Source organism: Bradyrhizobium cosmicum (genome assembly GCF_007290395.2).
Taxonomy (GTDB): Bacteria; Pseudomonadota; Alphaproteobacteria; order Rhizobiales; family Xanthobacteraceae; genus Bradyrhizobium; species Bradyrhizobium cosmicum.
The window spans coordinates 5351597-5374182 of the sequence record NZ_CP041656.2; the positions used below are offsets into that span (position 1 = coordinate 5351597).

General features: G+C 64.4%; 20 protein-coding genes. 5 read left to right on the plus strand and 15 right to left on the minus strand.

Features of this window, described 5'->3' with window-relative positions:
- Positions 1-87: 87 nt before the first annotated feature.
- The 5 genes from FNV92_RS25710 to FNV92_RS25730 all read right to left on the minus strand — a co-directional run bounded on the left by FNV92_RS25710 (position 88) and on the right by FNV92_RS25730 (position 6416).
- Positions 88-3183, minus strand: coding sequence for a MexW/MexI family multidrug efflux RND transporter permease subunit (locus tag FNV92_RS25710; RefSeq protein ID WP_015687621.1), 3096 nt, complete (start codon positions 3181-3183; stop codon positions 88-90).
- Positions 3184-3250: 67 nt separating this feature from the next.
- Positions 3251-4444: an efflux RND transporter periplasmic adaptor subunit gene (locus FNV92_RS25715; protein WP_015687622.1), complete on the minus strand. Its 1194-nt coding sequence runs from the start codon at positions 4442-4444 to the stop codon at positions 3251-3253.
- A gap of 2 nt (positions 4445-4446) precedes the next feature.
- Positions 4447-5148 carry a TetR/AcrR family transcriptional regulator gene (locus FNV92_RS25720; protein ID WP_143846213.1) on the minus strand — a complete coding sequence of 234 codons (702 nt, stop codon included), beginning with the start codon at positions 5146-5148 and terminating at the stop codon, positions 4447-4449.
- A 138-nt stretch (positions 5149-5286) separates the two neighbouring features.
- On the minus strand, positions 5287-5877 hold the full coding sequence (locus FNV92_RS25725; RefSeq protein WP_143844016.1) for a thiamine pyrophosphate-dependent enzyme: 591 nt from the start codon (positions 5875-5877) through the stop codon (positions 5287-5289).
- Entirely contained in the window at positions 5874-6416 is a 543-nt protein-coding gene (locus FNV92_RS25730; RefSeq protein WP_143844015.1) for a phosphonopyruvate decarboxylase, read from the minus strand. The genes FNV92_RS25725 and FNV92_RS25730 overlap by 4 nt, the downstream gene beginning before the upstream one ends.
- A 106-nt stretch (positions 6417-6522) precedes the next feature.
- On the opposite strand from FNV92_RS25730, the gene FNV92_RS25735 reads away from it, so the two are divergent.
- Positions 6523-7743, plus strand: coding sequence for a cytochrome P450 (locus FNV92_RS25735; protein ID WP_143844014.1), 1221 nt, complete (start codon positions 6523-6525; stop codon positions 7741-7743).
- Between the two features lie 135 nt (positions 7744-7878).
- Here FNV92_RS25735 and FNV92_RS25740 read toward each other — a convergent pair whose 3' ends face one another.
- The 9 genes from FNV92_RS25740 to FNV92_RS25780 all read right to left on the minus strand — a co-directional run bounded on the left by FNV92_RS25740 (position 7879) and on the right by FNV92_RS25780 (position 17677).
- On the minus strand, positions 7879-8742 hold the full coding sequence (locus FNV92_RS25740; RefSeq protein ID WP_143844013.1) for a sugar phosphate isomerase/epimerase family protein: 864 nt from the start codon (positions 8740-8742) through the stop codon (positions 7879-7881).
- A complete protein-coding gene (locus FNV92_RS25745; RefSeq protein WP_143846212.1) occupies positions 8742-9932 on the minus strand; it encodes a dihydrodipicolinate synthase family protein in 1191 nt (396 codons plus the stop codon). Before FNV92_RS25745 ends, FNV92_RS25740 begins: the two co-directional genes overlap by 1 nt.
- Before the next feature lie 122 nt (positions 9933-10054).
- Positions 10055-11206: a Gfo/Idh/MocA family protein gene (locus tag FNV92_RS25750; protein ID WP_015687629.1), complete on the minus strand. Its 1152-nt coding sequence runs from the start codon at positions 11204-11206 to the stop codon at positions 10055-10057.
- Entirely contained in the window at positions 11203-12600 is a 1398-nt protein-coding gene (locus tag FNV92_RS25755) for an enolase-like domain-containing protein (protein ID WP_041748999.1), read from the minus strand. Before FNV92_RS25755 ends, FNV92_RS25750 begins: the two co-directional genes overlap by 4 nt.
- Before the next feature lie 129 nt (positions 12601-12729).
- Entirely contained in the window at positions 12730-13575 is an 846-nt protein-coding gene (locus FNV92_RS25760; RefSeq protein ID WP_143844012.1) for an ABC transporter ATP-binding protein, read from the minus strand.
- A 151-nt stretch (positions 13576-13726) separates the two neighbouring features.
- On the minus strand, positions 13727-14719 hold the full coding sequence (locus FNV92_RS25765; RefSeq protein WP_143844011.1) for an ABC transporter substrate-binding protein: 993 nt from the start codon (positions 14717-14719) through the stop codon (positions 13727-13729).
- 51 nt (positions 14720-14770) lie between these two features.
- Positions 14771-15580 (minus strand): ABC transporter permease, encoded by an 810-nt coding sequence (locus FNV92_RS25770; RefSeq protein WP_015687633.1) that lies wholly within the window; start codon positions 15578-15580, stop codon positions 14771-14773.
- A 382-nt stretch (positions 15581-15962) separates the two neighbouring features.
- A complete protein-coding gene (locus FNV92_RS25775; RefSeq protein WP_143846211.1) occupies positions 15963-16622 on the minus strand; it encodes a TetR/AcrR family transcriptional regulator in 660 nt (219 codons plus the stop codon).
- 206 nt (positions 16623-16828) lie between these two features.
- The gene (locus tag FNV92_RS25780) at positions 16829-17677 is read right to left on the minus strand and encodes a VOC family protein (RefSeq protein ID WP_143844010.1); all 849 of its coding nucleotides are present in this window, start codon (positions 17675-17677) and stop codon (positions 16829-16831) included.
- A 225-nt stretch (positions 17678-17902) separates the two neighbouring features.
- Between FNV92_RS25780 and FNV92_RS25785 the strand changes: the two genes are divergently transcribed.
- Positions 17903-18796, plus strand: coding sequence for a sugar kinase (locus tag FNV92_RS25785; protein WP_143844009.1), 894 nt, complete (start codon positions 17903-17905; stop codon positions 18794-18796).
- Positions 18797-18814: 18 nt separating this feature from the next.
- Positions 18815-19732 (plus strand): ribokinase, encoded by a 918-nt coding sequence (gene rbsK, locus FNV92_RS25790; protein WP_143844008.1) that lies wholly within the window; start codon positions 18815-18817, stop codon positions 19730-19732.
- Here rbsK and FNV92_RS25795 read toward each other — a convergent pair whose 3' ends face one another.
- Positions 19733-20953 carry an NAD(P)/FAD-dependent oxidoreductase gene (locus FNV92_RS25795; protein WP_143844007.1) on the minus strand — a complete coding sequence of 407 codons (1221 nt, stop codon included), beginning with the start codon at positions 20951-20953 and terminating at the stop codon, positions 19733-19735.
- 255 nt (positions 20954-21208) lie between these two features.
- On the opposite strand from FNV92_RS25795, the gene FNV92_RS25800 reads away from it, so the two are divergent.
- Positions 21209-22003 carry an enoyl-CoA hydratase/isomerase family protein gene (locus FNV92_RS25800; RefSeq protein ID WP_143844006.1) on the plus strand — a complete coding sequence of 265 codons (795 nt, stop codon included), beginning with the start codon at positions 21209-21211 and terminating at the stop codon, positions 22001-22003.
- Positions 22000-22581 carry a histidine phosphatase family protein gene (locus FNV92_RS25805; RefSeq protein ID WP_143844005.1) on the plus strand — a complete coding sequence of 194 codons (582 nt, stop codon included), beginning with the start codon at positions 22000-22002 and terminating at the stop codon, positions 22579-22581. Before FNV92_RS25800 ends, FNV92_RS25805 begins: the two co-directional genes overlap by 4 nt.
- Positions 22582-22586 lie beyond the last annotated feature (5 nt).

A 22586-nucleotide genomic window follows, 5' to 3' on the forward strand; every position in this document is an offset into this window, starting at 1 on the left:
GGCGCCAAGACGAGATTAGCACGAGACAACAAAAAAGCGGCAACAGCGAAAGCTGTTGCCGCTTTTGCTTTTTCGATGACGACGCCCTCAGGTCGGCCGCAGGGCCTTGGCGCCGAGGTCGAACTCGCTGACCTGCTTGTTTCGATCGGAATCCGCCGCCGCACGATGGTCGGTCGCCAGAACCACGTAGACGGCAGGCAGAACGAACAGCGTGAACAGCGTGCCGATCGACATGCCGGCCACGACGACCAGGCCGATCGAGAAGCGGCTGGCCGCGCCGGCGCCGGTTGCCGTCAAGAGCGGGATCAGGCCGGTCACCATCGCAGCCGTGGTCATCAGGATCGGCCGGAGGCGGATGCGGGCCGACATCTCGATCGCCGAGCGGCGGTCGAGTCGTTCCTTGACCTGGAGCTCGTTGGCGAACTCCACCATCAGGATGCCGTGCTTGGTGATCAGGCCGACCAGGGTGAGCAAGCCCACCTGGGTATAGATGTTCATCGTCGCCATGCCGAAGAACAGCGGGATCATCGCACCGACGATCGCCATCGGGACCGAGATCATGATCACGAACGGATCACGCAAACTCTCGAACTGCGCCGCCAACACCAGGAAGATGATGATCAGCGCGAAGCCGAACGTGATCGCGAGTTGGTTGCCTTCCTGCACGTATTGCCTGCTATCCGCGAGATAGTCGTGGCTGAAGCCGGCCGGCAGCTTCTTGGCCTCGCCCTCGAGGAAGTCCACCGCCGCACCGACGGTCACGCCGGGCATCGGCACGGCCGAGAATGTCGCCGAATTGAGCTGGTTGTAGTGCGTCAGCGAATTCGGCGCGGTCTTGGTCTTGACCGAGACCACGGTCGACAGCGGAAGCTGCTGCCCGGTGCTGGTCGTCACGTAATAGCCACCGAGCGATTCCGGCGACAGCCGGTTGCTGCGCGGCACCTGCGGGATCACCTGGTAGGAACGGCCCTCGAGATTGAAGCGGTTGATATAGTTGCCGCCCAGCAGAACCGCGAGCGTCGAGCCGAGGTTCTGCATGTTGACGCCGAGATCCTGCGCCTTGGTGCGGTCGATCGTGACCTCCACGTTGGGCTGGTTGTAGGCGAGGTCGCTGTCGGAGACGATGAACATGCCGCTCTTGCGCGCAGCGTCCTTCAGTTTCTCCATCTGCTCGAAGACCGCCTGGAATCCGGCGGTGGAATTGATCACCATCTGCACGGGCAGCCCGCCCGGCCCGCCCGGCAGTGGCGGCAGGTTGAATGCGAAGGCCTGCACGCCTTCGATCTTGGAGAGCTCGGCCTGCACCAGCGGCTTCAACTGGATCGCCGAACGTTTGCGTTCATCCCAGGGCTTAAGCAACATGCCGGCGATGCCGCCCTGCGGACCGTTGATGCCGTTCAGCACGAAGCGCAGATCGGTCTCGGGGAATTTCTGGAATTCCTTGTCGAGCTTCTCGCCGTAGAAATCGACATAGTCGATGTTGGCGTATTTCGGCGCCTTGGTCACCGCGAACACGATGCCCTGGTCTTCCTCAGGCGCCAGCTCTTTCGAGGTGTGCATATAGAGAAAGCCGACGAGCCCGAGGATCGTGATCGCAAAGAGACCGGTGATCGCCTTGTAATCCAGCGAACGGTCGAGCCTGCGGCCATACCACCGCGTCAGCGCGCCGAACACGCGGTTCACGAGCTTGGCGAAGCGGCCCTCTTCGGTGTTCTTGAGCAGCACCGAGCACATCATCGGTGACAGCGTCAGCGCGATCACGCCTGACACGATCACCGAGCCCGCAAGCGTAAAGGCGAATTCGCGGAACAGCGAGCCGGTGAGACCGCCAAGGAAGCCGATCGGCGCATACACCGCGGCGAGCGTGATGGTCATGGAGATGACGGGACCGACGATTTCGCGTGCGCCCTCCACCGCCGCCTGGACGGGCGTTTTCCCCTCCTCCAGATGTCGATGGATGTTCTCCACCACGACGATGGCATCGTCGACCACGAGGCCGATCGCGAGCACCATCGCCAGCAGCGTCAGCAGGTTGAAGCTGAAGCCCAGCGCCAGCATCAGCGTGCAGACGCCGATCATCGACAGCGGAATCGTGACGACGGGAATGATAACCGAGCGGAGCGAGGCCAGGAACAGGAAGATGACCACGATCACGATGATCACGGCTTCGCCCAGCGTTTTCTCCACCTCGTCGATCGAGGATTGGATGAACTTGGTCGAGTCGTAGGCGACCTTCATCTTCATCGACGGCGGCAGGTTGCGCTCGAGCTCCGGGAACAGCGCGCGCACGCCCTTGACCAGCGTCAGCGGGTTGCCTTGCGGCGTCGCATTCACACCGATGAAGATCGCATGCTCGCCGTTGAAGGCGACGCTCGCATCCGTGCTCTGCGCGGCAAGCTCGACGGTGGCGATGTCTTCCATCCGCACGAAACCGCCGTCCTTGGCCTTGACGATCATCTTCCTGAACTGGTTGACGTCGGTCAGGCTGGTGTTCGTCGAGATGTTCGAAACGATCAGATAGCCCTTGGTCTGGCCCGCCGCCGACTGGAAGTTGTTGGCCTGGATCGCTGCGGCGACGTCCGCCGACGAGACGTTGCGGCCGGCCATCTTCATGGGATCGAGCCACAGCCGCATCGCAAAGGTCTGGCCGCCGAGAATGTCGGCCGAGGCAACGCCGTCGACGGTCGACAGCACCGGCTGCACCACGCGCGTCAGATAATCGGAGATCGCCGAGCCCGACAGCTCATCGGACGAGAAACCGAGATACATCACGGCCGTGGTCTGGCCCGTCGTCTTGGTGACGATCGGGTCGTTGGATTCCTTCGGGATCAGGTATTTGACCGAGTTCGTCTTGGCCAGCACTTCGGTGAGCGCCTGGTTCGGATCGAAGTTCAGCTTGATGTAGACCTGGATCGTCGAGGTGCCGAGCACCGAGGACGAGGTCATGTAGTCGACGCCTTCGGCCGAGGCGACCGCCTGCTCGATCGGCGTCGTGATGAAGCCCTGGATCAGGTCCGCGGACGCGCCGGGATAGACGGTCGTGATGTTGATGACCGTGTTCGAAAGCTTGGGATATTGCCGGATCGGCAGCACCATCGCCGCGCGCAGGCCGATCAGCAGGATCAACAGGCTGACGACGACCGACAGCACCGGTCGTTTGATGAAAATGTCGGTAAAGCGCATCGCGGCGATCTCGATTCTATGTCTCGACAGACGTGATCCGGCCGAGCCGGATCACGCACGTGTAGTGTCAGTAGCGCGGCGGCTGCGCCGGGATCGGCGGACCGGGGTCGGCCGAAATCGCAACTGCGGCGCCCGATTGCAGCTTGAGCTGACCGACCGCGACGACCTTGTCGCCGGCCTTCACGCCCTTGACGATTTCGACACGGCCATCGACCCGGCTGCCGGTCTGCACGAAGGTGCGCACCGCGGAGAGGCTGGTCTTGCCGTCCTCTTCCTTCTTCTCGGTGATCACGAACACGGAATCGCCGTACAGCGTGTAATCGACCGCCGTCTCAGGCACGGTGATGACGGCCGGCTTGTCCGGCAGCACCACCGTGGTGGTCACGAACATGCCGGGCTTCAGGATCTTCTCCGGATTGGCGATCGTTGCCTGCACGCGGATGTTGCGGGTTTCGGCCGCGATCTGCGGCTCGATCGTGGTGATCTTGCCTTCGAAGGTGCGGCCCGGATAGGCGTCGACCTTGAGCCGGACCGGCTGGCCGACCTTGAGGTTGCCCGAGTCCTTTTCCGTCACGGTGAAGTTGGCCCACAGTTGCGACAGATCAGTCAGCGAGACGATCGCCGTGCCGGCAGTCAGATACTGGCCGACCTCGACCTTGCGGACGCCGAGATCGCCGGAGAACGGTGCGCGCACCAGCTTCTGCGAGATCAACGCTTCGGTCTTGGCGATGCCCGCCTGCGCCTGGTCGAAGGCCGCCTGCGCGGAATCAACCGTCGCCTGCGGGCCGAACTGGCGCGACGCCAGTTGCTTGGCGCGGTCGAGCGAAAGCTGCGCGACCGTGGCCTGCGCCTTGTAATTGGCAAGGTCGCCCTGGTCCGGCGCGTCGAACAGCTGCACCAGCGGCGTGCCGGCTTCGACATGCGCGCCCGGCTGGAACTTGATCTCGGTGACGCGGCCATTGACGTCGGCGCTGACGTCGACCTGGTGCACGGCGACGAGACCGCCGACCGCGGTCAGCAGGTTCGGCACCACCTCGGACTTCGCCTCGGCCGCGGTGACCGCGGTCGGCGGCGGCTTGTTGTTGGCGAAGAACTGCTTGATCATCTGGCCGCGGAAATAATTGAACCAGACGAGGCCGCCAACGAGCGCTGCAAGCAGCGCGCCGACGATAATGAACCACAGCACCGGCCGAACCGGACGCTTGGGGGCCTTGGTGTCGATCGGTTCGCCCGAAATCTTGTGTTCGGTTACGATGTTCATTGTCATGCGCTTTCTGCAATCGCCGTCTTGTCCGCACCCGCGGCCTGATCCTGGCCCAAATGCGAAGCAATTGCGGCGTCGTTAAGTCCGATACCCCTCAGGAGAAACTCACACAGCTGCCGCTCGAGGTCGTCAGCCTTGCCGTAAGCGAGGCAAGGCGCGGCCGGCAGCCTGGTCAGCGCAGCGGTCATCACCGTATGATGCGCAAACCAGAACAAGTTGAGCGGATCGCCGCTGAATGGCCGCGCGTCCCCGGCCGCAACGGCCCGCTCGAGCGAGGCGAGGAAGATCGCCCCGATCAGCTTCTCGATCTTGGCATATAGCAAACGGGCGAACTCGCCGTCATCCAAATGGCTGGTGGCCATCAGTCGCAGGCGCTGGGCGTCCTCCTGATCGGGACCGTCGGCGATGTGAAGGAAATGCTGGACCATGCCGCGGACCAGTTCGACCAGGGTCGTCGTCGACGGCTTTCGCTCGAGCAAATCCGTCAGTGCCGGGTCTGCCTCGCATTCGTCGCTGAGGATTTCGGCATAGAGCGCCGCCTTGGACGGGAAATGCTTGAACAGCAGCGCTTCGGAAATAGCAGCGGCGGCCGCCACGCTCTTGGTCGTGGTGCCGGTATAGCCGTGTCGGGCAAAGCAGCGTTTTGCGGCGCCGAGGATCAATTGACGCCTCAGGTCGCTCGTCATTCGCAATGAGCTCATACTAGTGAGTAAGCACTCACCCACGCCAAAGTCAAGCACTATGCTGCATCGCAACCTAGATGGGTGCCGATCCGTTGGAAATCGGCCACACCCCCACGCCCACCGGACAGTGGAGGCCGAGCGTCAAGCTTGAGGCCGTCAGATCGGCTGGAAGCCGAGATCGCCGCGGATCCGGTTGACGATGTAGGTCCCGTCCCGGGTGGACAGGATCCGCTCGACGCTGGCGCTGTCGATCTTCACATTGGCAAAGCGCGGCCCCGCCGAAACGTCATGGACGGCTTTGGCGAAGGCCTCGACCTCGGCCAGGGTCGAGATCGCGCGGGCGTCCGCGATGCCGCAGGCTTTGGCGATGCCGACGAGGTCGGCCGCCGCGGAGGTGTGACTGGCCTGGCCGCCGGTCTCGCCATAGGCCTCGTTGTCGAGCACTGCGATCGAAAGGTTGGACGGCTTCTGCAGGGCGATGGTGGCAAGGCTGCCCATGCCCATCAGCATCTCCCCGTCGCCGGTGATGACCAGCACCGGCAGCTTCGGCTGCGCCAGCGCCAGGCCCAACCCGATCATCGCGGCGCCGCCCATGCCCCCCCAGAGATAGAAGTTGCGCGCATGGTCACCGGCGGCGGTGATGTCGTTGGTGGAGGCTCCGAGGCCGCCGATCGCAACGACGTCCTTGCGGTTCGCCAGCAGTGCGGAGACCACCTGACGGCGGTCGAGGAGATTGGCCTTGCTCATTTGGTGAAAACCTTGGCGCCGATCAGACGCTGCGACAGAAGGACGGCGGTGGGCGTGAGCGCGTTGTAGGCCTGGGCGGCGGCCGCCTCCAGCACGGCCGGCACCTCGGCCGCGTTGGACGCACGCAGCACCTTGACGCCGGAGAGCTCGAAAACGCCCTGCGTGGTCGATCCCATCGGCACCTGCCACGGATTGAACTCGCCCCATTCGCCGCGCATCGTCACCAGCGTGAGGAACGGAAAGCGCAGGATCGGGATCAGCGAGAGCATGTTGATGCAATTGCCGACGCCGCTCGACTGCATCAGCAGCACGCCGCGCTGTCCGCCGGTCCAGGCGCCGGCGAGCAAAGCCACGCCCTCCTCCTCCGTCGTCAGTGGAATGCCACGCATGGTGGACGAGCCGAGCACGCGCTGGATCAGCCTCGAATGACCGGCGTCAGGCACGTAAGGCACCTGCCTGACGTCGAAGCGTTGCAAGGTCGCGAAAATATCGTCGGGCCAATTGAGGGCCGTGTCAGCTGCGTCAGTGCGAGCGTGCATTTTCCCGTCCGGTCGGCTTGCAAATCACGGCACGACTGTAGACGGTGATGCCAACCGCTCGAAAGAGCGAAAACGGCATATCGGTCTCAACCGGCGAGTATGGCGGATGAACGCAAGTGCGAAGGAATTGGCGGCCAGCTTCGATCTAACGAGGCTGACGGCGGAATTCTACGACGATCCCTACCCGACCTATCGTGCACTGCGGGAGAACGAGCCCGTCAAGCGCCTGCCGAACGGCACCGTGTTCCTGACCCGCTATGACGACCTCGTCACCACCTACAAGAACACGAAGTCCTTCAGCTCGGACAAGAAGCGCGAGTTCGCGCCGAAATACGGCGACACGCCGCTCTTTGAGCATCACACCACCAGCCTCGTCTTCAACGATCCGCCTTCGCACACCCGCGTGCGCCGCCTGATCATGGGCGCGCTGTCGCCGCGTGCAATCGCAGGCATGGAGCCTGATATCGTCAGGCTGGTCGACGGCCTGCTCGACGCCATCGCCGCCAAGGGCGCTTGCGAGCTGATCGAGGATTTTGCGGCTTCCATCCCCATCGAGGTGATCGGCAATCTGCTCGATGTTCCCCACGACGAGCGCGGGCCGCTGCGCGACTGGTCGCTGGCGATCCTCGGCGCGCTCGAGCCTGTCGTATCGTCCGAAGTGGCGGCGCGCGGCAACAAGGCGGTGACGGACTTCCTCGCCTATCTCCAGACGCTGGTGGCACGCCGGCGCGAGAATCCGGGCAATCCCGAGCGCGACGTACTCACGCGCCTGATCCAGGGCGAGGAAAATGGCGAACGGCTGACCGAGAAGGAGCTGCTGCACAACTGCATCTTCCTGCTCAATGCCGGCCACGAGACCACAACCAATTTGATCGGTAACGGCCTCGTCGCGCTCGACCGAAACCCGGACCAGAAGCAGCGGCTGATCGACAATCCCGACATGATCAAGACCGCCGTCGAGGAGATACTGCGCTACGAGAGCTCGAACCAGCTCGGCAACCGCATGACCACCGAAGCCGTCGAGCTCGGCGGCGTGATGCTCGACGCCGGCACGTCGGTGACGCTGTGCATCGGCGCTGCCAACCGCGACCCCGCGCAGTTCACGGACCCCGAACGCTTCGACATCGCACGCACGCCGAACCGGCATCTCGCCTTCGCCACCGGCGCGCATCAATGCGCCGGCATGGCGCTGGCGCGGCTGGAAGGCGCCATTGCGATCTCGCGCTTCCTGGCGCGCTTCCCGACCTATTCCGTGAGCGGCCAGCCAGTGCGCGGCGGGCGGGTGCGGTTCCGGGGGTTCTTGAGCGTGCCCTGCGCGATCGGTTGATTGCCCAAACAAAAATGTCGAAAACAACCCCATGCACAGTAGACGGCTGTCACGGGCGCATGCCGCGGTGGGTCGTCGCAACCGTTTGACATCTCAGGCGATCCGCTGCGTTGTGCGCAACGGGCGCCCGTATGCCTAAACCACCGTCTTGTGGCGCGCGATGCAGGTGCGCAGCACCTCGTCCATCGGCTTGGCCCACCAGTCGTTGGAGAAGATCTCGATCTCCGAAAAGCCGGCGTAACCCTGCGCCTCGACCGCGGCGCGCACCGATCTGATGTCGATGACGCCGTCACCCATCATGCCACGGTCGTTGAGGATATCTTTTGTCGGCACCAGCCAGTCGCAGACATGGAAGGCGAGCAGGCGATCCTTGCCGGCCCGCGCGATCTGGCCCATCAACTCCGGGTCCCACCAGATGTGATAGGCGTCGAGCGCGACGCCAAGCATGCCCGTGCGATCTGGATCGAGCCGGTCGCAGATGTCGAGCGCCTGCTTTGTGGTGTTCACGCAGGCACGGTCGGCGGCATAGGCGGGATGCAGCGGCTCGATCGCCAGCGGCAGTTTTGCCTGCTTCGCATAGTCGAGCATGTCGGCAAGAGCTTCCTCGACCTGCCCGCGCGCGGCTGCGATGTCCTTCGACGCCTCGCTGCCGGGGCGCGAATATTGCGGCAGGCCGCCGGCGACGAGCACGATGCAGGGTGCGCCCAGCGCTTTGGCCTCGTCGACGCAGCGCCGGTTGTCGTCGCGCACTTCGCCCCGGCGCGATGCATCCGAGGTGAACATGCCGCCGCGGCAATAGCCTGAGAGATCGAGGCCGGCGTCGCGCACCGCGCGCGCGGCGCGATCGAGACCGACGGCGGCGACCTGGTCGCGCCAGGGATCGATGGCGCGGATGCCGTGCCGCGCACAGGCGTCGATGATCTGAACGAGGTCACCCTGCTTGCGGACGGTTGCCGTGTTGAGAGACAGCCAGCGGTGATCGGACGAGAAATCGCGCATCAGGATTCGATCCCGTGCGAGGCCAGCACGGTCTTCATCCGCCGTGTCGCCAGTTCCGGATTTGCGAGCAGCCCGGCCTGATCGGCCAGGCGGAACAGCTCGGCCAGATGCAGCATCGAGCGCGTGCTCTCCTGGCCGCCGACCATGGTGAAATGGTCCTGATGGCCGTTGAGATATGCCATGAACACGACGCCGGTCTTGTAGAAGCGCGTCGGCGCCTTGAATATATGGCGCGACAGCGGCACCGTCGGCCCCAGCACGTCGTGGAAGCCGGCTTCATCGCCAACCGCCAGCCGCGACAGCGCGTAGGACGCCGCCGGCGCGATGGCATCGAAAATGCCGAGCAGCGCGTGTGAGAAGCCTTCGCTGTCGCCGGCGATCAGCTCCGCGTAGTTGAAGTCGTCGCCGGTGTACATCTTGATGCGCTTGTCGAGGCGGCGGCGCATGTCGATCTCGCGCTGCTTGTCGAGCAGCGAGACCTTGACGCCGTCGACCTTGGCGGCATTGCCGTTGACGATGGCGACCGCAACGTCCATCGCCTTTTCGAGGTCCTTGGTGCCCCAATAGCCCGTCAAGGCGGGATCGAACATATCGCCGAGCCAATGGATGATCACGGGCTCGCGCACCTGCGAGAGCACGCGGTCATAGACTTTGGCGTAGTCGTCCGCGTTGCGACCGAGTTTGGCGAGAGCGCGCGACGCCATCAGGATGATGCGTCCGGCGACCTTTTCGACCGCCGAGATCTGTTCTTCATAGGCGCGGATCACGTCGTCGAGGCTCCTGGCGTCCTCGACCGCGAGATGGTCGGTGCCGGCGCCGGAGAACACCAGCGCATTGCGCCGCTTGGCGGCACCGACCGAGCGCGTGATCAGCTCCAGCGAGGTCGGCCAGTCTAGCCCCATGCCGCGCTGCGCGGTGTCCATGGCTTCGGCAACGCCGAGGCCGAGGTCCCAGACGTGCTCGCGAAAAGCGATGGTCTTGTCCCAGTCGATCGCGGCGGAGAGCCAGGGATCGTTATCCGCGAGGGGGTCGGCGACCATATGCACGGCCGAGAACGCGATGCGGTTCAGCGAGCCTTCGAGCTTTGCGGGGAACGTGCGCGACGCCGCGAGCCGGTAGGTCTCGATCGAGCGATCGGCCTTCGGCAGCTTGAGCGATAATGACGAGATCGGCATGACAGGCTTGTTCATGATTTTAGACCTTTCCCCGTCATTGCGAGGAGCGAAGCGACGAAGCAATCCAGACTGTTGCCGCGGAGGCATTCTGGATTGCTTCGCTTCGCTCGCAATGACGGCTCAACAAACATCGAGACTCAGACCTTGATCGGGGCGACGTCGATCCAGCGCCGCTCCTTCCAGCTCTTCAGCGCGCATTCGGCGAGCTGCACGCCCTTGACGCCTTCGAGCAGCGTGAACTTGTAGGGCGCATCCTCGTAGACGTGGCGGATGAACATCTCCCATTGTTCCCTAAAGCCGTTGTCGTAGGTGACGTTGTCAGGCAGCTTCTGCCAGTCGCCGTAAAAGTCGTGCAGCCGCTTCTCGTCGGGATTCCACACCGGCCTCGGGGTTGCCTGCCGCGCCTGGATCATGCAGTCGGAAAGGCCTGCGACCGCCGAGCCATGGGTGCCGTCGACCTGGAAGGTGACGAGATCGTCGCGATAGACGCGGGTGACCCAGGACATGTTGATATGCGCGATGACCCCGCCTTCGAGCTGAAAGGTGGCATAGGCGGAGTCGTCGGCGGTCGCCTTGTACTTCTTGCCCTGCTCGTCGAAACGCTCGGGAATGTCGGTATTGCCGATGCAGACCACGCTCTGGACGTTGCCGAACAGGTTGTCGAGCACGTAGCGCCAGTGGCAGACCATGTCGAGGATGATGCCGCCGCCGTCCTCGTCGCGGTAGTTCCAGGACGGCCGCTGCGCCTCCTGCCAGCCGCCTTCAAACACCCAATAGCCGAACTCGCCGCGCACCGAGAGGATGCGGCCAAAGAAGCCTGAATCGCGCAGGAAGGCGATCTTCTTCAGGCCGGGCAGAAACAGCTTGTCCTGCACCGTGCCGTGCTTGACGCCCTTGGCATTCGCAAGCTTGACGACTTCGAGCGCTTCTTCGAAGTTCGTCGCGATCGGCTTCTCGCAATAGACGTGCTTGCCGGCATTGATGGCCTGGGTCAGTAGACCAGGGCGGGCCTGCGTGGTCGCGGCGTCGAAGAACATGGTGTCGTTCTTGTCGGCGAGCGCGGCGTCGAGATCGGTGGTCCAGCGCGCGATGTTGTAGCGCTTGGCGAGCGCCTCGACCTTCTCGGCGCTGCGGCCGACCAGGATCGGATCGGGCATGACGCGGTCGCCGTTCTTCAGGCGGACGCCGCCCTGCTCCCGGATCGCGACGATCGAACGGATCAGATGCTGGTTGAGCCCCATGCGGCCGGTGACGCCGTTCATGATGAGGCCGAGGCGTTGCGTTGTCATGCCAATTGCTCCTGAATTGATCTTGGCTGTTCGAGCGGGCGCAATGCCGCCCAGTCCGGATGGACCGACGTCGCAAAGCCCGCAGCATGAAGCGATCCCGTCAGGAGATCGCCGTTGTGAATGGAGAGCCGGGCGCCCTGCCCGGCATCGACGTAGAGATCGGGATGCGCGGCCGCGAAGGCCTGCGCCTCAGCGGCGGGCGTGTCGCCAAAGCCGTCGACATAGTGATGGCCGTTGCGTTCGGCATGGGTGATGCCGAGAAAGGCGCCGAGGGCGAGATCCTGCTGCACGGCAAGGCCGGCCTGACAGGTCAGGTCCTCGCCGGTCACGAAGAACGTCTGGCCGCCTGCGCTCCATTTTGCCGCGCGCGTCGCATTGATGATGGACTTGTAGAGCCCCTTGCAGGATTTCGACGAGATGCCGCGATAGCGCAGCGCCCGCGCCGCCGGGAACGCATCATAGGAATCGTCGGCTTCATCGATGATGAAGCTACGCGCGGCGAGCGAGCCAAGCGGCGACTGCCTGGTGATGTCGCGTGGCATGGGCTGCTCCACATAGAGCAGACGCGACGCGATTGGTCGCAATGCAGGATCATGATCAAGCCGATCCATCAGCGCCTGCAGCGCGGCGAGATCGGCGTACTGTTCGTTCGCGTCGAGCGTCACCCTGGGGTCGCGTCCGAGCCTATCGAGCTCCTTGCCGATGCGCGCCAGCCGCGCCGCATCGGCAGCGGGATCGCCCGCCAGCTTCAGCTTGAAATAATTCGCACCGGCGTTCTCACGCGGATCCGCAACACCGCCCTCGCCTTCGACGGCATCGTCGAGGCCGACGGTATGCCTGACGGCAACGCGCGACAGCGGCTTGCGGCCCGAGAGGAACTGAACGACGTCTGCGTCCTTCAGGTCGGGCGAGAGCCGCGCATCGATGCCGGCGACATTCCCGGCCATGCCGTCGAAGAAGCTGGTCTCAGCGGCTCGCAGCAACGCGTCCAGGATCGCCTTGTCGATCTCGGCCGGACCGTAAGCCGCGGCAAGCGCCGGAATATTCTTCTTCGCGCAGGTCGCGACCTGAGCGCCGATACACGACGCATGCAGATCGAACGCCGTCAGGAAGCCGGTCCGCGCCAGATAAAGACCACGCGCGATCTCAAGCGACCGCCGCAACCCGTCGACCGTCTGCGCCGGCGATAGCTCCGGCCGCTTGTCGAACCATTTTGGGACCAGCAGCTCGGCGCTGGCGCCGACCGCGGTGCCCCTGCCCTCGACCTCGATCTCGACCCGCACGAACAGCTGCGGCGTCGCGTTGATAGTGATCGCGCCAAAGCGGAACGGCCGCGCGAACTGCACGGGGCGTTCGAAGAAGGCGATGTCTCGCAGCTTCAGGCGCACAGGCATGGTCCAGAGATGGTCGTCATGCCCGGGCTTGTCCCGGGCATCCACGTTCTTTGTCGCGCGAGGCAAGGCGTGGATGGCCGGGACAAGCCCGGCCATGACGCCTGGAAAATTGGAGCTGGCACCATCGTCCTAATCCAATGCCCCTTGCGAGAAGAAGTGCTTGCGGATGCGTTGCACGAGCTCGGTGAAGATGGGATCGGCCATCACGTCGAGCGAGCGCGGACGCGGCAGCGGCACGTCATAGATCGCGGCGATCGCGCCGGGGCGCTCGGTCATGACCAGCACGCGGTCGGCCAGAAATACGGCTTCAGGAATCGAATGCGTGATCAGGAGCACCGTCTTCTGCGTCTCGCGCTGGATCCGCATCAGTTCGACATTCATGCGTTCGCGTGTCAGTGCATCGAGCGCGCCGAACGGCTCGTCCATCAGCATGATCCTGGGATCGTGCACCAGCGCGCGGCAGATCGAGGCGCGCTGCTGCATGCCGCCGGAAAGCTGCCAGGGCAGCTTCTTCTCGAACCCTTCGAGGCCGACCAGCTTCAACAGCGCCTTGGCGCGATCGAGATATGTCTGCCGCGGCAGCCGCTTCATGTCGATCGGCAGCATCACGTTGGACAGGATGTTGCGCCACGGCAGCAGCAATGCATTCTGGAACACGATGCCGACATTGCCGTGCGGGGTCGTCACCTTCTCGCCCTCGACCACGATCTCGCCGGATGTCGGCGGCAGCAGCCCCGAGATCAGCTTGAGCAGCGTGGACTTGCCGCAGCCGCTTGGTCCGACCACGACGAAGAACTCGCCGTCGTTGATGTGGAAGTCGAGCGGACGCAGCGACGGTACGTCGCCATCGCGCGTCCGGTAGGTCTTGGAGACGCCTGACAGCTTGATGCCCGACGCGTCGTTGCCGGCCCGGTCGCTCACCAGTCTCAGATGCGCGGCCGGCTGCATGTCGATTGGTCTGGTCGCAGGGTTCATCGCAGCCCTCTCCCCCCGTCGTCCCTGCGAACGCAGGGACCCATACGCCGCGGCGGCACATTTGGGCCTGCGAGGAGAGACCTTCCGTGACAATCAAGGCCGGTGGCTATGGGTCCCTGCGTTCGCAGGGACGACAGCGGATATTTGTCGCTCACGAGCCACTCTTCGGCAGGTAGTCGTTGGTGTAGAACGCCTTCGGGTTGTCCTTGGCCTTGGCGTCCAGCCCGCCATATTCGACCATCAAATTGACGCTGTCGGTCATGTTCTGGTCGGTGACCTGGAACGGCCGCTTGCTCTTGGTCTCGGGCGTCCGGTAGAGCGGAATGGTCAGCTCGAAGCCCTGCGTCAGCGTGTCGATCTTGCCACCCTTGGGGTTGGCATCGAGAATCGACTGCGCGGCCGCCTTCGGCTCCTTCTCGGCGGCCTCGACGGCCTTGGTCGTCGCCGACATGAATCGGCGGACGAGGTCGGCATTGGCCTTCACGTAATCCGAGTTGGCGATGATGCCGGAGGAAACCATGTTGATGCCGTAGTCGGCGAACTTGATCGGGAACACGTCCTTGCCGGTGGCGTCCTTGATCTTCATCGACTGGTCCATGACGTAGCCGAGCAGCAGATCGGCCTGGCCGTTGATGACCGCGTTGAGCTTGGTCTGGCCGTCGCCGGCGACCGTCTGGAAATCGCTTTCCTTCAAGCCGGTCTTCTTCAGGAACAGAGGCCAGATCTGGGTCATGGAGTCGGCCGGCGTGATCGCCACCGTCTTGCCCTTGATGTCCTCGGGCTTCCGGATGTTCTTGTCGGCGAAGCCCATGGCGGACATCGGCGAGGTCTGCAGCAGCACGCCGGTCGCGACCACGGGCGCCCCCTTGATCGCCGCGCGCATCATGGTGGGAACGTCGACATAGCCGAAATCGGCGGTCTTGGCGGCGACGGCCTGCGTGGTCGCCGCCGAGCCGCGGCCTTCCTGGATCTCGAGGTCGATGCCTTCGGCGGCATAAATGCCTTTGGCCTTGCCGTAATAGAACGGCGCGTGCTCGCCATAGACGTACCAGTTCAACATCAGCACGACCTTGTCGGCGGCCTGCGCCGGCATAACCGCAAACACCATCAGTGCCGCTGAGACAGCTCCAATCAACCGCTTCATCGTTTCTCTCCCTTGCCCTTGTTGCGCCGGCCGTTGGTGGCCGTTCGTTAGTTAAGAGGCGAAAATCACGTCTTCGCGCTGGCTGACGTGCCAGGGAATGACCAGCTTCTCGATCCGGTCGACGATCCAGAACAGGATCACGCCGAGCAGCGCGAGGATCACCAGCGCCGCGAACATCGTCGGCAGGTCGAACGTGCCGATCGAGCGCTGCATCACATAGCCGATGCCGGAATTGGAGCCGACGAACTCGCCGACGACGGCGCCGACCACCGCGAGCGTCACCGACACCTTGAGGCCGGAGAAGATCGCCGGCAGCGCATGCGGCAGGTTCACCGCACAAAACACCTGGAAGCGGCTGCCCTGCATGGCGCGGGCAAGATCGACCATATCAGGATCGACCGATTTGAAGCCCTGCACGGCCGAGACCACCACCGGGAAGAAGCCAAGCAGGAACGCCGAGATCACTTTGGGAATGATGCCGAAGCCGAACCAAACCACGAACAGTGGCGCGATCGCGATCTTCGGCACGGACTGCGAGAATACCAGCAGCGGATAGACGTAACTCTCCACCGTCCGCGAGCCCGCAATCAGCATCGCCACGGGAATGCCGAACAGGGCCGACAGCAGGAAGCCGCAGACGGTCGCATAGGTGGTCGGCCAGGACTGGCGCAGGAGCTCCGGCCATTCGGTGCGGAGCACGGCAACCACGTCGCCCGGCGCCGGGATCTGATAGGCGGGAATCCTGAACACGCGGATCGCGAGATCCCAGGCCACGACGATGAAGACCAGAAACAAGAACGGCCGGATCCAGGCCGCATTCAGCATCTTGGATACCGCGCCTTGCGGCTTCACTTCAGCCACGTCTCACTCCCGGCATTCTTGTTCTTCGGGAGAGAAATTAACCCGTTGGATAAATACTGTCCAGAGCTTTCCCTGTGACGTTTTGTGCTCCCAGCAGACCCCGTCATCCTGAGGTGCGAGCGCAGCGAGCCTCGAAGGATGAACGGCCGGATATAGCGGGGCCGTCGCCCTTCGAGGCCTCCGCTACGCTCCGGCGCCTCAGGGTGACGGTTAAATGGTTGAGCACACGGCAAGATCCTCGTCATTGCGAGCGCAGCGAAGCAATCCAGAGTCTTTCCGCAGAAACAGCCTAGATTGCTTCGCTACGCTCGCAATGACGGAGCAAGATGAGAGATCATCGGCCCCAATCCCGGATTGCGCTGCGCTCCATCCGGGCTACGGACTACACCGTCTGCGCCACCGCGGCTCGCGGCTTCGGCGCCTTTGCGATCTCCAGCAGCTCCGACGACCGCCCCGTCAGCGCGGCCAGCACCAGGCCGGCCATGTGCGCCAGACGCTCGTCCTTGGCTTTCTTGTCCAGGAGGTCGCGACCGAAGATCACGCTGAGCGTGGCCGAGTTGGAGAGATAGAAAAAGCTGAGCGCCGCGATCGAGATGTAGAGCTGCACCGGATCGACTGCGACCTGGAAGTCGCCGCTGTCAACGCCGCGCCGCACCACGGTGCGGATCATCTCGACGAAGGGCGAGTGCATCGACTTGACCTTGGTCGATTTCTTCAGGTGCTTTGCGCGCGCGAGGTTCTCGGTCTGGAGCAGCGACAGGAATTCCGGGTTGCGCAGGAAGTAGCCCCAGGTGAATTCGATCAGCCGCCGGATCGCCTCGGGCGGATCGAGATGCTCGAGATCGAGCCCCCGCTCCTCGCTGCGGATCTTGTCATAGGCGCCTTCGAGCACCGCGAGATAGAGCTCGTCCTTGTTGCCGACGTGATAATACAGCATGCGCTTGTTGGCGCCGGCCTTGGCGGCGATACGATCGACCCGCGCACCGGCGAGCCCGTGGGTCGAAAACTCCTGCTTGGCGGCTTCGAGAATCCGCAGCCGCATCCCCTCGGGGTCACGCTGCCATTTCAGAGTTCGCTTTGCCGTTGCCTTCGCCAATCGGATGCTCGCTGGAGTGCTGGTAACCCGCGTGTATCACGCAAGCGCTGTCATTGCGAGGAGCCCTTGCGACGAAGCAATCCAGACTGCCACCGCGGAAAGACTCTGGATTGCTTCGCTGCGCTCGCAATGACGGGTGGAGGGACCTGCCTTCACTCCACCGGCTTCGGCGAGCGCTCCAGCAGCACGGTCTGGATGCCGCAGGTGCCGCTCCGCACCGTCATGATCCGCGTGCCCGGCTTGCGGCCGTTGCGCACTTCGGTGACGTCGAGGCCGGCGGCGATCAGGCGGGCACGGGTGGCGTCGATGTCGGCGACGCGCCAGCTCAGGCCCCATAGACGGTCGTGCGCGGCATCGCCACCCGCCACGGGGCGGCGCACCACCTCAACAATGAGGTCGCCGCAGCGGAAGAACATCAGCTGGCCCCAGTCGTGGTGGGAGCGGTCGAGCGCGAGATCGAGCCCGAGCCGCGCGCCATAGAGCGCGGCGGCGCGATCGGAATCCTCGGTGGTGATCACGACGTGATCGAGCGCGTCGATCGGCGCGATGTCGGTCACGGCCGACTTGGGGCGCTCGTCGGCAAGTTCGAGGAAGAACATGCGCACGCCCCGCGTCAGTTCGGTGGCAGCACGCGTGCGCTTCCAGTGGAGCACCGCGCCGGATTCGGCATCGCTGCTTTCGACCTCGGTGACCGGATCCGGCTTCAAAGCCACCCGGTCCAGCCGCCGGTGCATCTTGCCCATGTCTGCGACGCGAAAACAAAGGCTCGCGAGCACGCCCTCCTGGTCGTCGAGCAGCGCGCGCATGCGGTCGGCGACCACGTTGAAGCCGCTCGGCGCCATCAACTCGATCGTCATGTTATCCAGGGTGAACAGCACGCGGTCGGCGCCCTCGCCGGAATTCTGCCATGCGGGCGCACGCCCAAGCAGCGTCTGATAGGCCGCCCTGGCCGCACCGATATCCCTGACCAGAGCGACGACGTGATCGAGGCCGGTGATCATGTTCCCTCCCGTACAACAGGGCGGGAACCGAGACGCCCTGGAAAAGTCCTTGGGGGTCTTCGGCTCGGCCCTGGCAATGCTGCCCTGCCACGGTCGTATTCCGGCGCCAAGCCTACCTCAAGCGCCTATCGTCATGGGATCGCGAATATTTTTGGCGTTCCTCCTGCCGAAGCGGTGCTAAGGTAAGCCGCCGGCCGGGACCACCCAGCGCATCACGGACAACCAATGCAGGCCCTCTTTATCGGACAGACCTATATCGACGTCGTCTTCATCACCGACCATATGCCGACCGGCGACGAGAAGCACGTGGCGACCGACTACGCGGTCTCTTTCGGAGGCAATGCAGTCACGGCGGCGTTCTGCTGCGCCAAGCTCGGCATCGTGCCCGATCTGATCGCCACCGCGGCCAATGACTGGCTCGGCCGCATGTTCATGGACATGTGCGCGAAGTACGGAATCTCGCTGCATGGGCGGAAGGTGAACCAATCCTCGCTGTCCTTCATTATGCCCAAGGACGGCAAGCGGGCCATCGTGCGCTGCCGCGACGACGATCACATCCACCCCTTCCCGATGCTCAATCTCGGCGGCTGCCGCGTGCTGCATGTCGACGGCCATCAGCCGGATGCCGCGCTCCACTACGCGAAAGTCTGCCGCGAGGCCGGTATCCTGACCTCGCTCGACGGCGGCGGCCTGCGCACCAACACGCATGAGCTGCTTGAATATATCGACGTCGCCATCGTTGCCGAGCGCCTGTGCGAGCAGATGGACCTGACGCCGGAGAAGATGCTGGATTACCTCAAGGGACGCGGCTGCAAGATCGGCGGCGTCACCATGGGCGAGAAGGGCCTGCTCTGGTATAACGAAGCCGGCGCGGTCGAGATCATGCCGGCGATGCCGATCCCGCGCGAGCGTGTGATCGACACCAACGGCGCCGGCGACGTCTTCCACGGCGCCTATGTCTATTCCTATCTCGCCCATCCCGGCAAAAGCTGGCGCGAGCATTTCGATTTTGCCCGCGCGGCCTCGACCTTCAAGATCCAGCGCCTAGGCAACGAGGCCGGCCTGCCGACCCTTGTGGACATCGCCAAAGTCAGGCACGAGTTCGAAGTCAGGGTCTAGGCTTCGCAAGGGTGAGTCATGGGGCGCGTCTTCGTCGCCGGCAGCATCAACATGGATGTGGTGGCGACCGCCGATCGCCACCCGAAAGTCGGCGAGACCGTCGCCGGCAAGCAGGTGCTGTATTTTCCGGGCGGCAAGGGTGCCAACCAGGCCGTGGCGGCGTCGCGGCTCGGCGCGCAGACCACGCTGATCGGCCGGCTGGGCAAGGATTCCTTCGGCGCTGAACTGAAAGCCTTCCTCGCCGATCAGGGCATCGATCTCGGCTATCTCCAGGAGACGGCCGAGGCGCATACCGGGACCGCCATCATCACGGTGGCGGCCTCCGACAACACCATCGTCGTCATTCCCGGCAGCAATGCGCTGGTTGCCGCCGACGACGTCCGTGTCGTCCCGCTGCTGAAGGGCGACGTCGCGGTCAGCCAGTTCGAAATTCCGCTGCCGACGATTGCCGCGTTCTTCCAGCGCGCGCGCGAGGCCGGCGCCACGACGGTGCTCAACCCGGCGCCGGCGCAGACGATGTCGCGCGAGTTGCTCGCGCTCGTCGACGTCCTCGTGCTGAACGAGACCGAACTCGGCTTCCTCGCCGGTGTGGAGCTTTCGGAGGACGATAGCGCTGCGCGCATCATCGAGGTGGCGCGACAGCTTCAGGCGCGCGCGGACCAGACCATTTGCGTCACGCTCGGCAAGCGCGGGGTGCTGGCGCTGGCTGCCAGCGAGGGATTTGCCGTGCCCGGCCGTGCGGTTAAGGCGGTCGATACCACAGGCGCCGGCGATTGCTTCGTCGGCGCGCTCGCGGCGCAGCTGGCAGACGGAGTTGCCTTGCGCGCCGCCCTCGCCTTCGCCAATGCCGCCGCCTCGATCTCGGTGCAGCGCATGGGCGCCGGGCCGTCGATGCCGACGGCCGCGGAGGTGGCGGCGGTTCTCAACGCAGGCTGATCACGCCAGCGCGCTCTTCAGGTCGAAGCTTTCGTCCGCGGCATGCTCTGGCGTGATCGAGCGGTCCATGGCCTGCAACCGGCGGCCGAACATGTGATCGCCGGCGCGGTTGACGGACTCGATGCCGAGTAGCTTCTCGCCCTTGTAGCAGAACGCCGAGAACGCCTTGTTCGCGGGATTTCCGCGCAGCACGACGCGGTCGTAGCCGGTGGTGAGGCCGGCCATCTGGAGCTTGTCATCGCCCTGATCGCTCCAGAACCAGGGATGGCCGTCATAGGGCTTCTTGTCGCCGGTCAGCCGCGCAGCCACGCAGCGGGCGTGGTCGGTGGCGTTCTGCACCGATTCCAGCCGCAGCGATCCGCCGAAGCGCGGGCTGGCGAACAGCGCGCAATCGCCGATCGCGGAAATATTGGGATCAGAGGTCGCAAGATATTCGTCGACGATGATGCCGGCCGCGACGGCAAGCCCCGCCTCGGCCGCAAGCTCGATGTTCGGCAGCACGCCGACGCCGACCACGACGAGGTCGGCGGGCAGATGCCGGCCGTCGCTCAGGGAGACACCGGTCACCTTGCCGTCCGCAGCCTCGATGGACGTTGCCTGCACGCCGAGGTGGATGCGGATGCCGGCGTCCCGATGCCGTTGCTGGAAGTATTCCGAGACCTCCGCCGTCACCGCGCGCGCCATCACGCGCGGGGCGAGCTCGAGCACGTCGACCTCGAGCCCCTTGATGCGCGCGGTGGCCGCGAATTCGAGGCCGATGAAACCGGCGCCGATCACCACCACCCGTGTCTTCGACGGCATGATCTGGCGCAGCGCCTCGCTCTCGTCGAGGATGCGGAGGTATTTCACGTCGGGCAGGTTGGCGTTGGGCAGGTCGAGCAGCCGGTTGCGCGCGCCCGTCGCCAGGATCAGGTGGCCGTAAGGCAGCTGATCGCCCGAGGCGAGCAGCACCTTGCGGCCCGCACGGTCGATCGACACGGCGCGGCCCGCAATCAGCTCGATCTTCTGGTCGTGGTAGAATTTCTCCGGCCGGAACATCAGGCTCTCCGGCCCTGCGGAGCCCTTGATATAAGCCTTGGACAGCGGCGGCCGCTGATAGGGCAGATGCGCTTCGTCATTGATCAGGCAGATGCGCTCCGAAAAACCCGCCTGGCGCAGCGATGCGGCGACCTGGTAGCCACCATGGCCGGCACCGACAATGATCACCGGACCGCCCGTCATCGGACAGCCCATTTCCGCAAGACACGAGCGTAACCCATGTCGTCTCCTCTCGTACTGATTTCGGCTTGCTTGCCCAGGAGGAGCCGGCGCTCGTGTCCGTCCCTTGGCGAAGGCGCGCTATTTGAACCCATCGTTCCGCCCTGCGCAAGAGTGGTGCACGGGGCACCGGCGGCCGGGGCACTGGCGGCCGGGGATTGTCACCCCTCGCCATCTGCGATTTAGTTGCAGCAACGACCTCATGCCGGGGATTCCAGAATGCCTGCTCCCGTTTCCCAACCCGATGATCCCGCCCTGCTGCGGATCGACGGCCCGATCGCGACCATCACCCTCAACCGCCCCGCTGCGTTCAACTCGGTCAACCTGGCCATCGCGCAGAAGCTCGAGCAGCTCGCGACCTATGTCGAGAGCGACGACGCCATAAGGGTCGTGGTGATCGAGGGCGAGGGTCGCGCCTTCTCGGCCGGCGGCGATCTGCAGACGATCGGCGCTGCGGCGGAAGCCAATACAGTGACGCCGGTCGTCGGCGAGCTCCTCAAGCACTACCACGCCTTCATCGAGATCATCCGGCGCATGCCAAAACTGTCGCTCTCCAGCGTGCACGGTTCGGCCGCCGGCGCCGGCATGGGCCTCGCCTTCGTCACCGATCTCTGCATCGCCGCGGAGGATGCCAAATTCACGCCCGCCTATGCCAAGATCGGCGTGTCGCCGGATGGCGGCTCCACGGTCGGCATCGTCGGCACGGTCGGCTCCCGCCGCGCGCTGCAGATCTTCCTGGCCGAGGACAATTTCACCGCGCAGCAGGCCCATGAATGGGGCCTCGTCGCCAAGATCGTCCCGGCGACGGAGCTGAAGGCCGCGACACGGCAGCTGGCCGAGCGGCTGGCGCAGAACCCGCCGGCCGCCATCGCCGGCACCAAGTCGCTGGTTTATGCGGCCGCCACCACGCCGGTGAAGCAGCAGCTCGACGCCGAAGAACACAAGATCATCATGGCGATGAACACGGAAGAGTTTCGCACAGCCGTGAAGAAGTTCACGAGCAAGGGCAAGTGAGCGCGCTCACACCGTCGCGCTCGTTCTGCGGTCTGCGCCATGGAGCGACCGACTGGAATCGCGAAGGACGTTTCCAGGGCCGGACCGACAATCCGCTGAACGCGGACGGCCTGCGGCAAGCGCACGAGGCCGCGGATATGCTGCGCGATACCGGCATCAGCCGAATCGTCGCAAGCCCGCTGGTGCGCGCGGCGCGAACCGCCGAGATCATCGCGGACGCGATCGCGGTGCCGCTCACGATCGACGAGCGCATCATCGAGTTCGATTTCGGCAGCTTCGAGGGCCTCCCCGTCCGCGACCTCATGATCCAGCACGGCGTCAAATCGGCGACCGGCCTCGTCTCGATCCTGCCCGCCGACGGCGAGAGCTGGGACGCCATGACCGAGCGGTCGCTGGCTTGCGTCTCCAACTGGCTCGACCGTCATCCTGACGACGACTTCCTGTTCGTCTGCCACGACGCCGTGATGCAGGGGATGGCGAACGCGCTGTGCGGCAGCTATTTCAAGAACAGCCACGGCACTCCGTTTCGCTACACCCGCGAAGATGCGCAATGGCGCGTCGAGCAGCTTGTCACTTGAGAAGA

Excerpts from the sequence above, each read along its gene's own strand:
- FNV92_RS25750 (WP_015687629.1), bottom strand. The coding sequence starts at position 11,206 with ATGACAACGCAACGCCTCGGCCTCATCATGAACGGCGTCACCGGCCGC.
- FNV92_RS25775 (WP_143846211.1), bottom strand. The coding sequence starts at position 16,622 with ATGCGGCTGCGGATTCTCGAAGCCGCCAAGCAGGAGTTTTCGACCCAC.
- FNV92_RS25730 (WP_143844015.1), bottom strand. The coding sequence starts at position 6,416 with ATGCACGCTCGCACTGACGCAGCTGACACGGCCCTCAATTGGCCCGAC.
- FNV92_RS25795 (WP_143844007.1), bottom strand. The coding sequence starts at position 20,953 with ATGACGGGCGGTCCGGTGATCATTGTCGGTGCCGGCCATGGTGGCTAC.
- FNV92_RS25785 (WP_143844009.1), top strand. The coding sequence starts at position 17,903 with ATGCAGGCCCTCTTTATCGGACAGACCTATATCGACGTCGTCTTCATC.
- FNV92_RS25740 (WP_143844013.1), bottom strand. The coding sequence starts at position 8,742 with ATGCGCGATTTCTCGTCCGATCACCGCTGGCTGTCTCTCAACACGGCA.
- FNV92_RS25780 (WP_143844010.1), bottom strand. The coding sequence starts at position 17,677 with ATGATCACCGGCCTCGATCACGTCGTCGCTCTGGTCAGGGATATCGGT.
- rbsK (WP_143844008.1), top strand. The coding sequence starts at position 18,815 with ATGGGGCGCGTCTTCGTCGCCGGCAGCATCAACATGGATGTGGTGGCG.
- FNV92_RS25800 (WP_143844006.1), top strand. The coding sequence starts at position 21,209 with ATGCCTGCTCCCGTTTCCCAACCCGATGATCCCGCCCTGCTGCGGATC.
- FNV92_RS25720 (WP_143846213.1), bottom strand. The coding sequence starts at position 5,148 with ATGAGCTCATTGCGAATGACGAGCGACCTGAGGCGTCAATTGATCCTC.
- FNV92_RS25745 (WP_143846212.1), bottom strand. The coding sequence starts at position 9,932 with ATGAACAAGCCTGTCATGCCGATCTCGTCATTATCGCTCAAGCTGCCG.
- FNV92_RS25725 (WP_143844016.1), bottom strand. The coding sequence starts at position 5,877 with ATGAGCAAGGCCAATCTCCTCGACCGCCGTCAGGTGGTCTCCGCACTG.
- FNV92_RS25735 (WP_143844014.1), top strand. The coding sequence starts at position 6,523 with ATGAACGCAAGTGCGAAGGAATTGGCGGCCAGCTTCGATCTAACGAGG.
- FNV92_RS25760 (WP_143844012.1), bottom strand. The coding sequence starts at position 13,575 with ATGAACCCTGCGACCAGACCAATCGACATGCAGCCGGCCGCGCATCTG.
- FNV92_RS25715 (WP_015687622.1), bottom strand. The coding sequence starts at position 4,444 with ATGAACATCGTAACCGAACACAAGATTTCGGGCGAACCGATCGACACC.
- FNV92_RS25710 (WP_015687621.1), bottom strand. The coding sequence starts at position 3,183 with ATGCGCTTTACCGACATTTTCATCAAACGACCGGTGCTGTCGGTCGTC.
- FNV92_RS25755 (WP_041748999.1), bottom strand. The coding sequence starts at position 12,600 with ATGCCTGTGCGCCTGAAGCTGCGAGACATCGCCTTCTTCGAACGCCCC.
- FNV92_RS25765 (WP_143844011.1), bottom strand. The coding sequence starts at position 14,719 with ATGAAGCGGTTGATTGGAGCTGTCTCAGCGGCACTGATGGTGTTTGCG.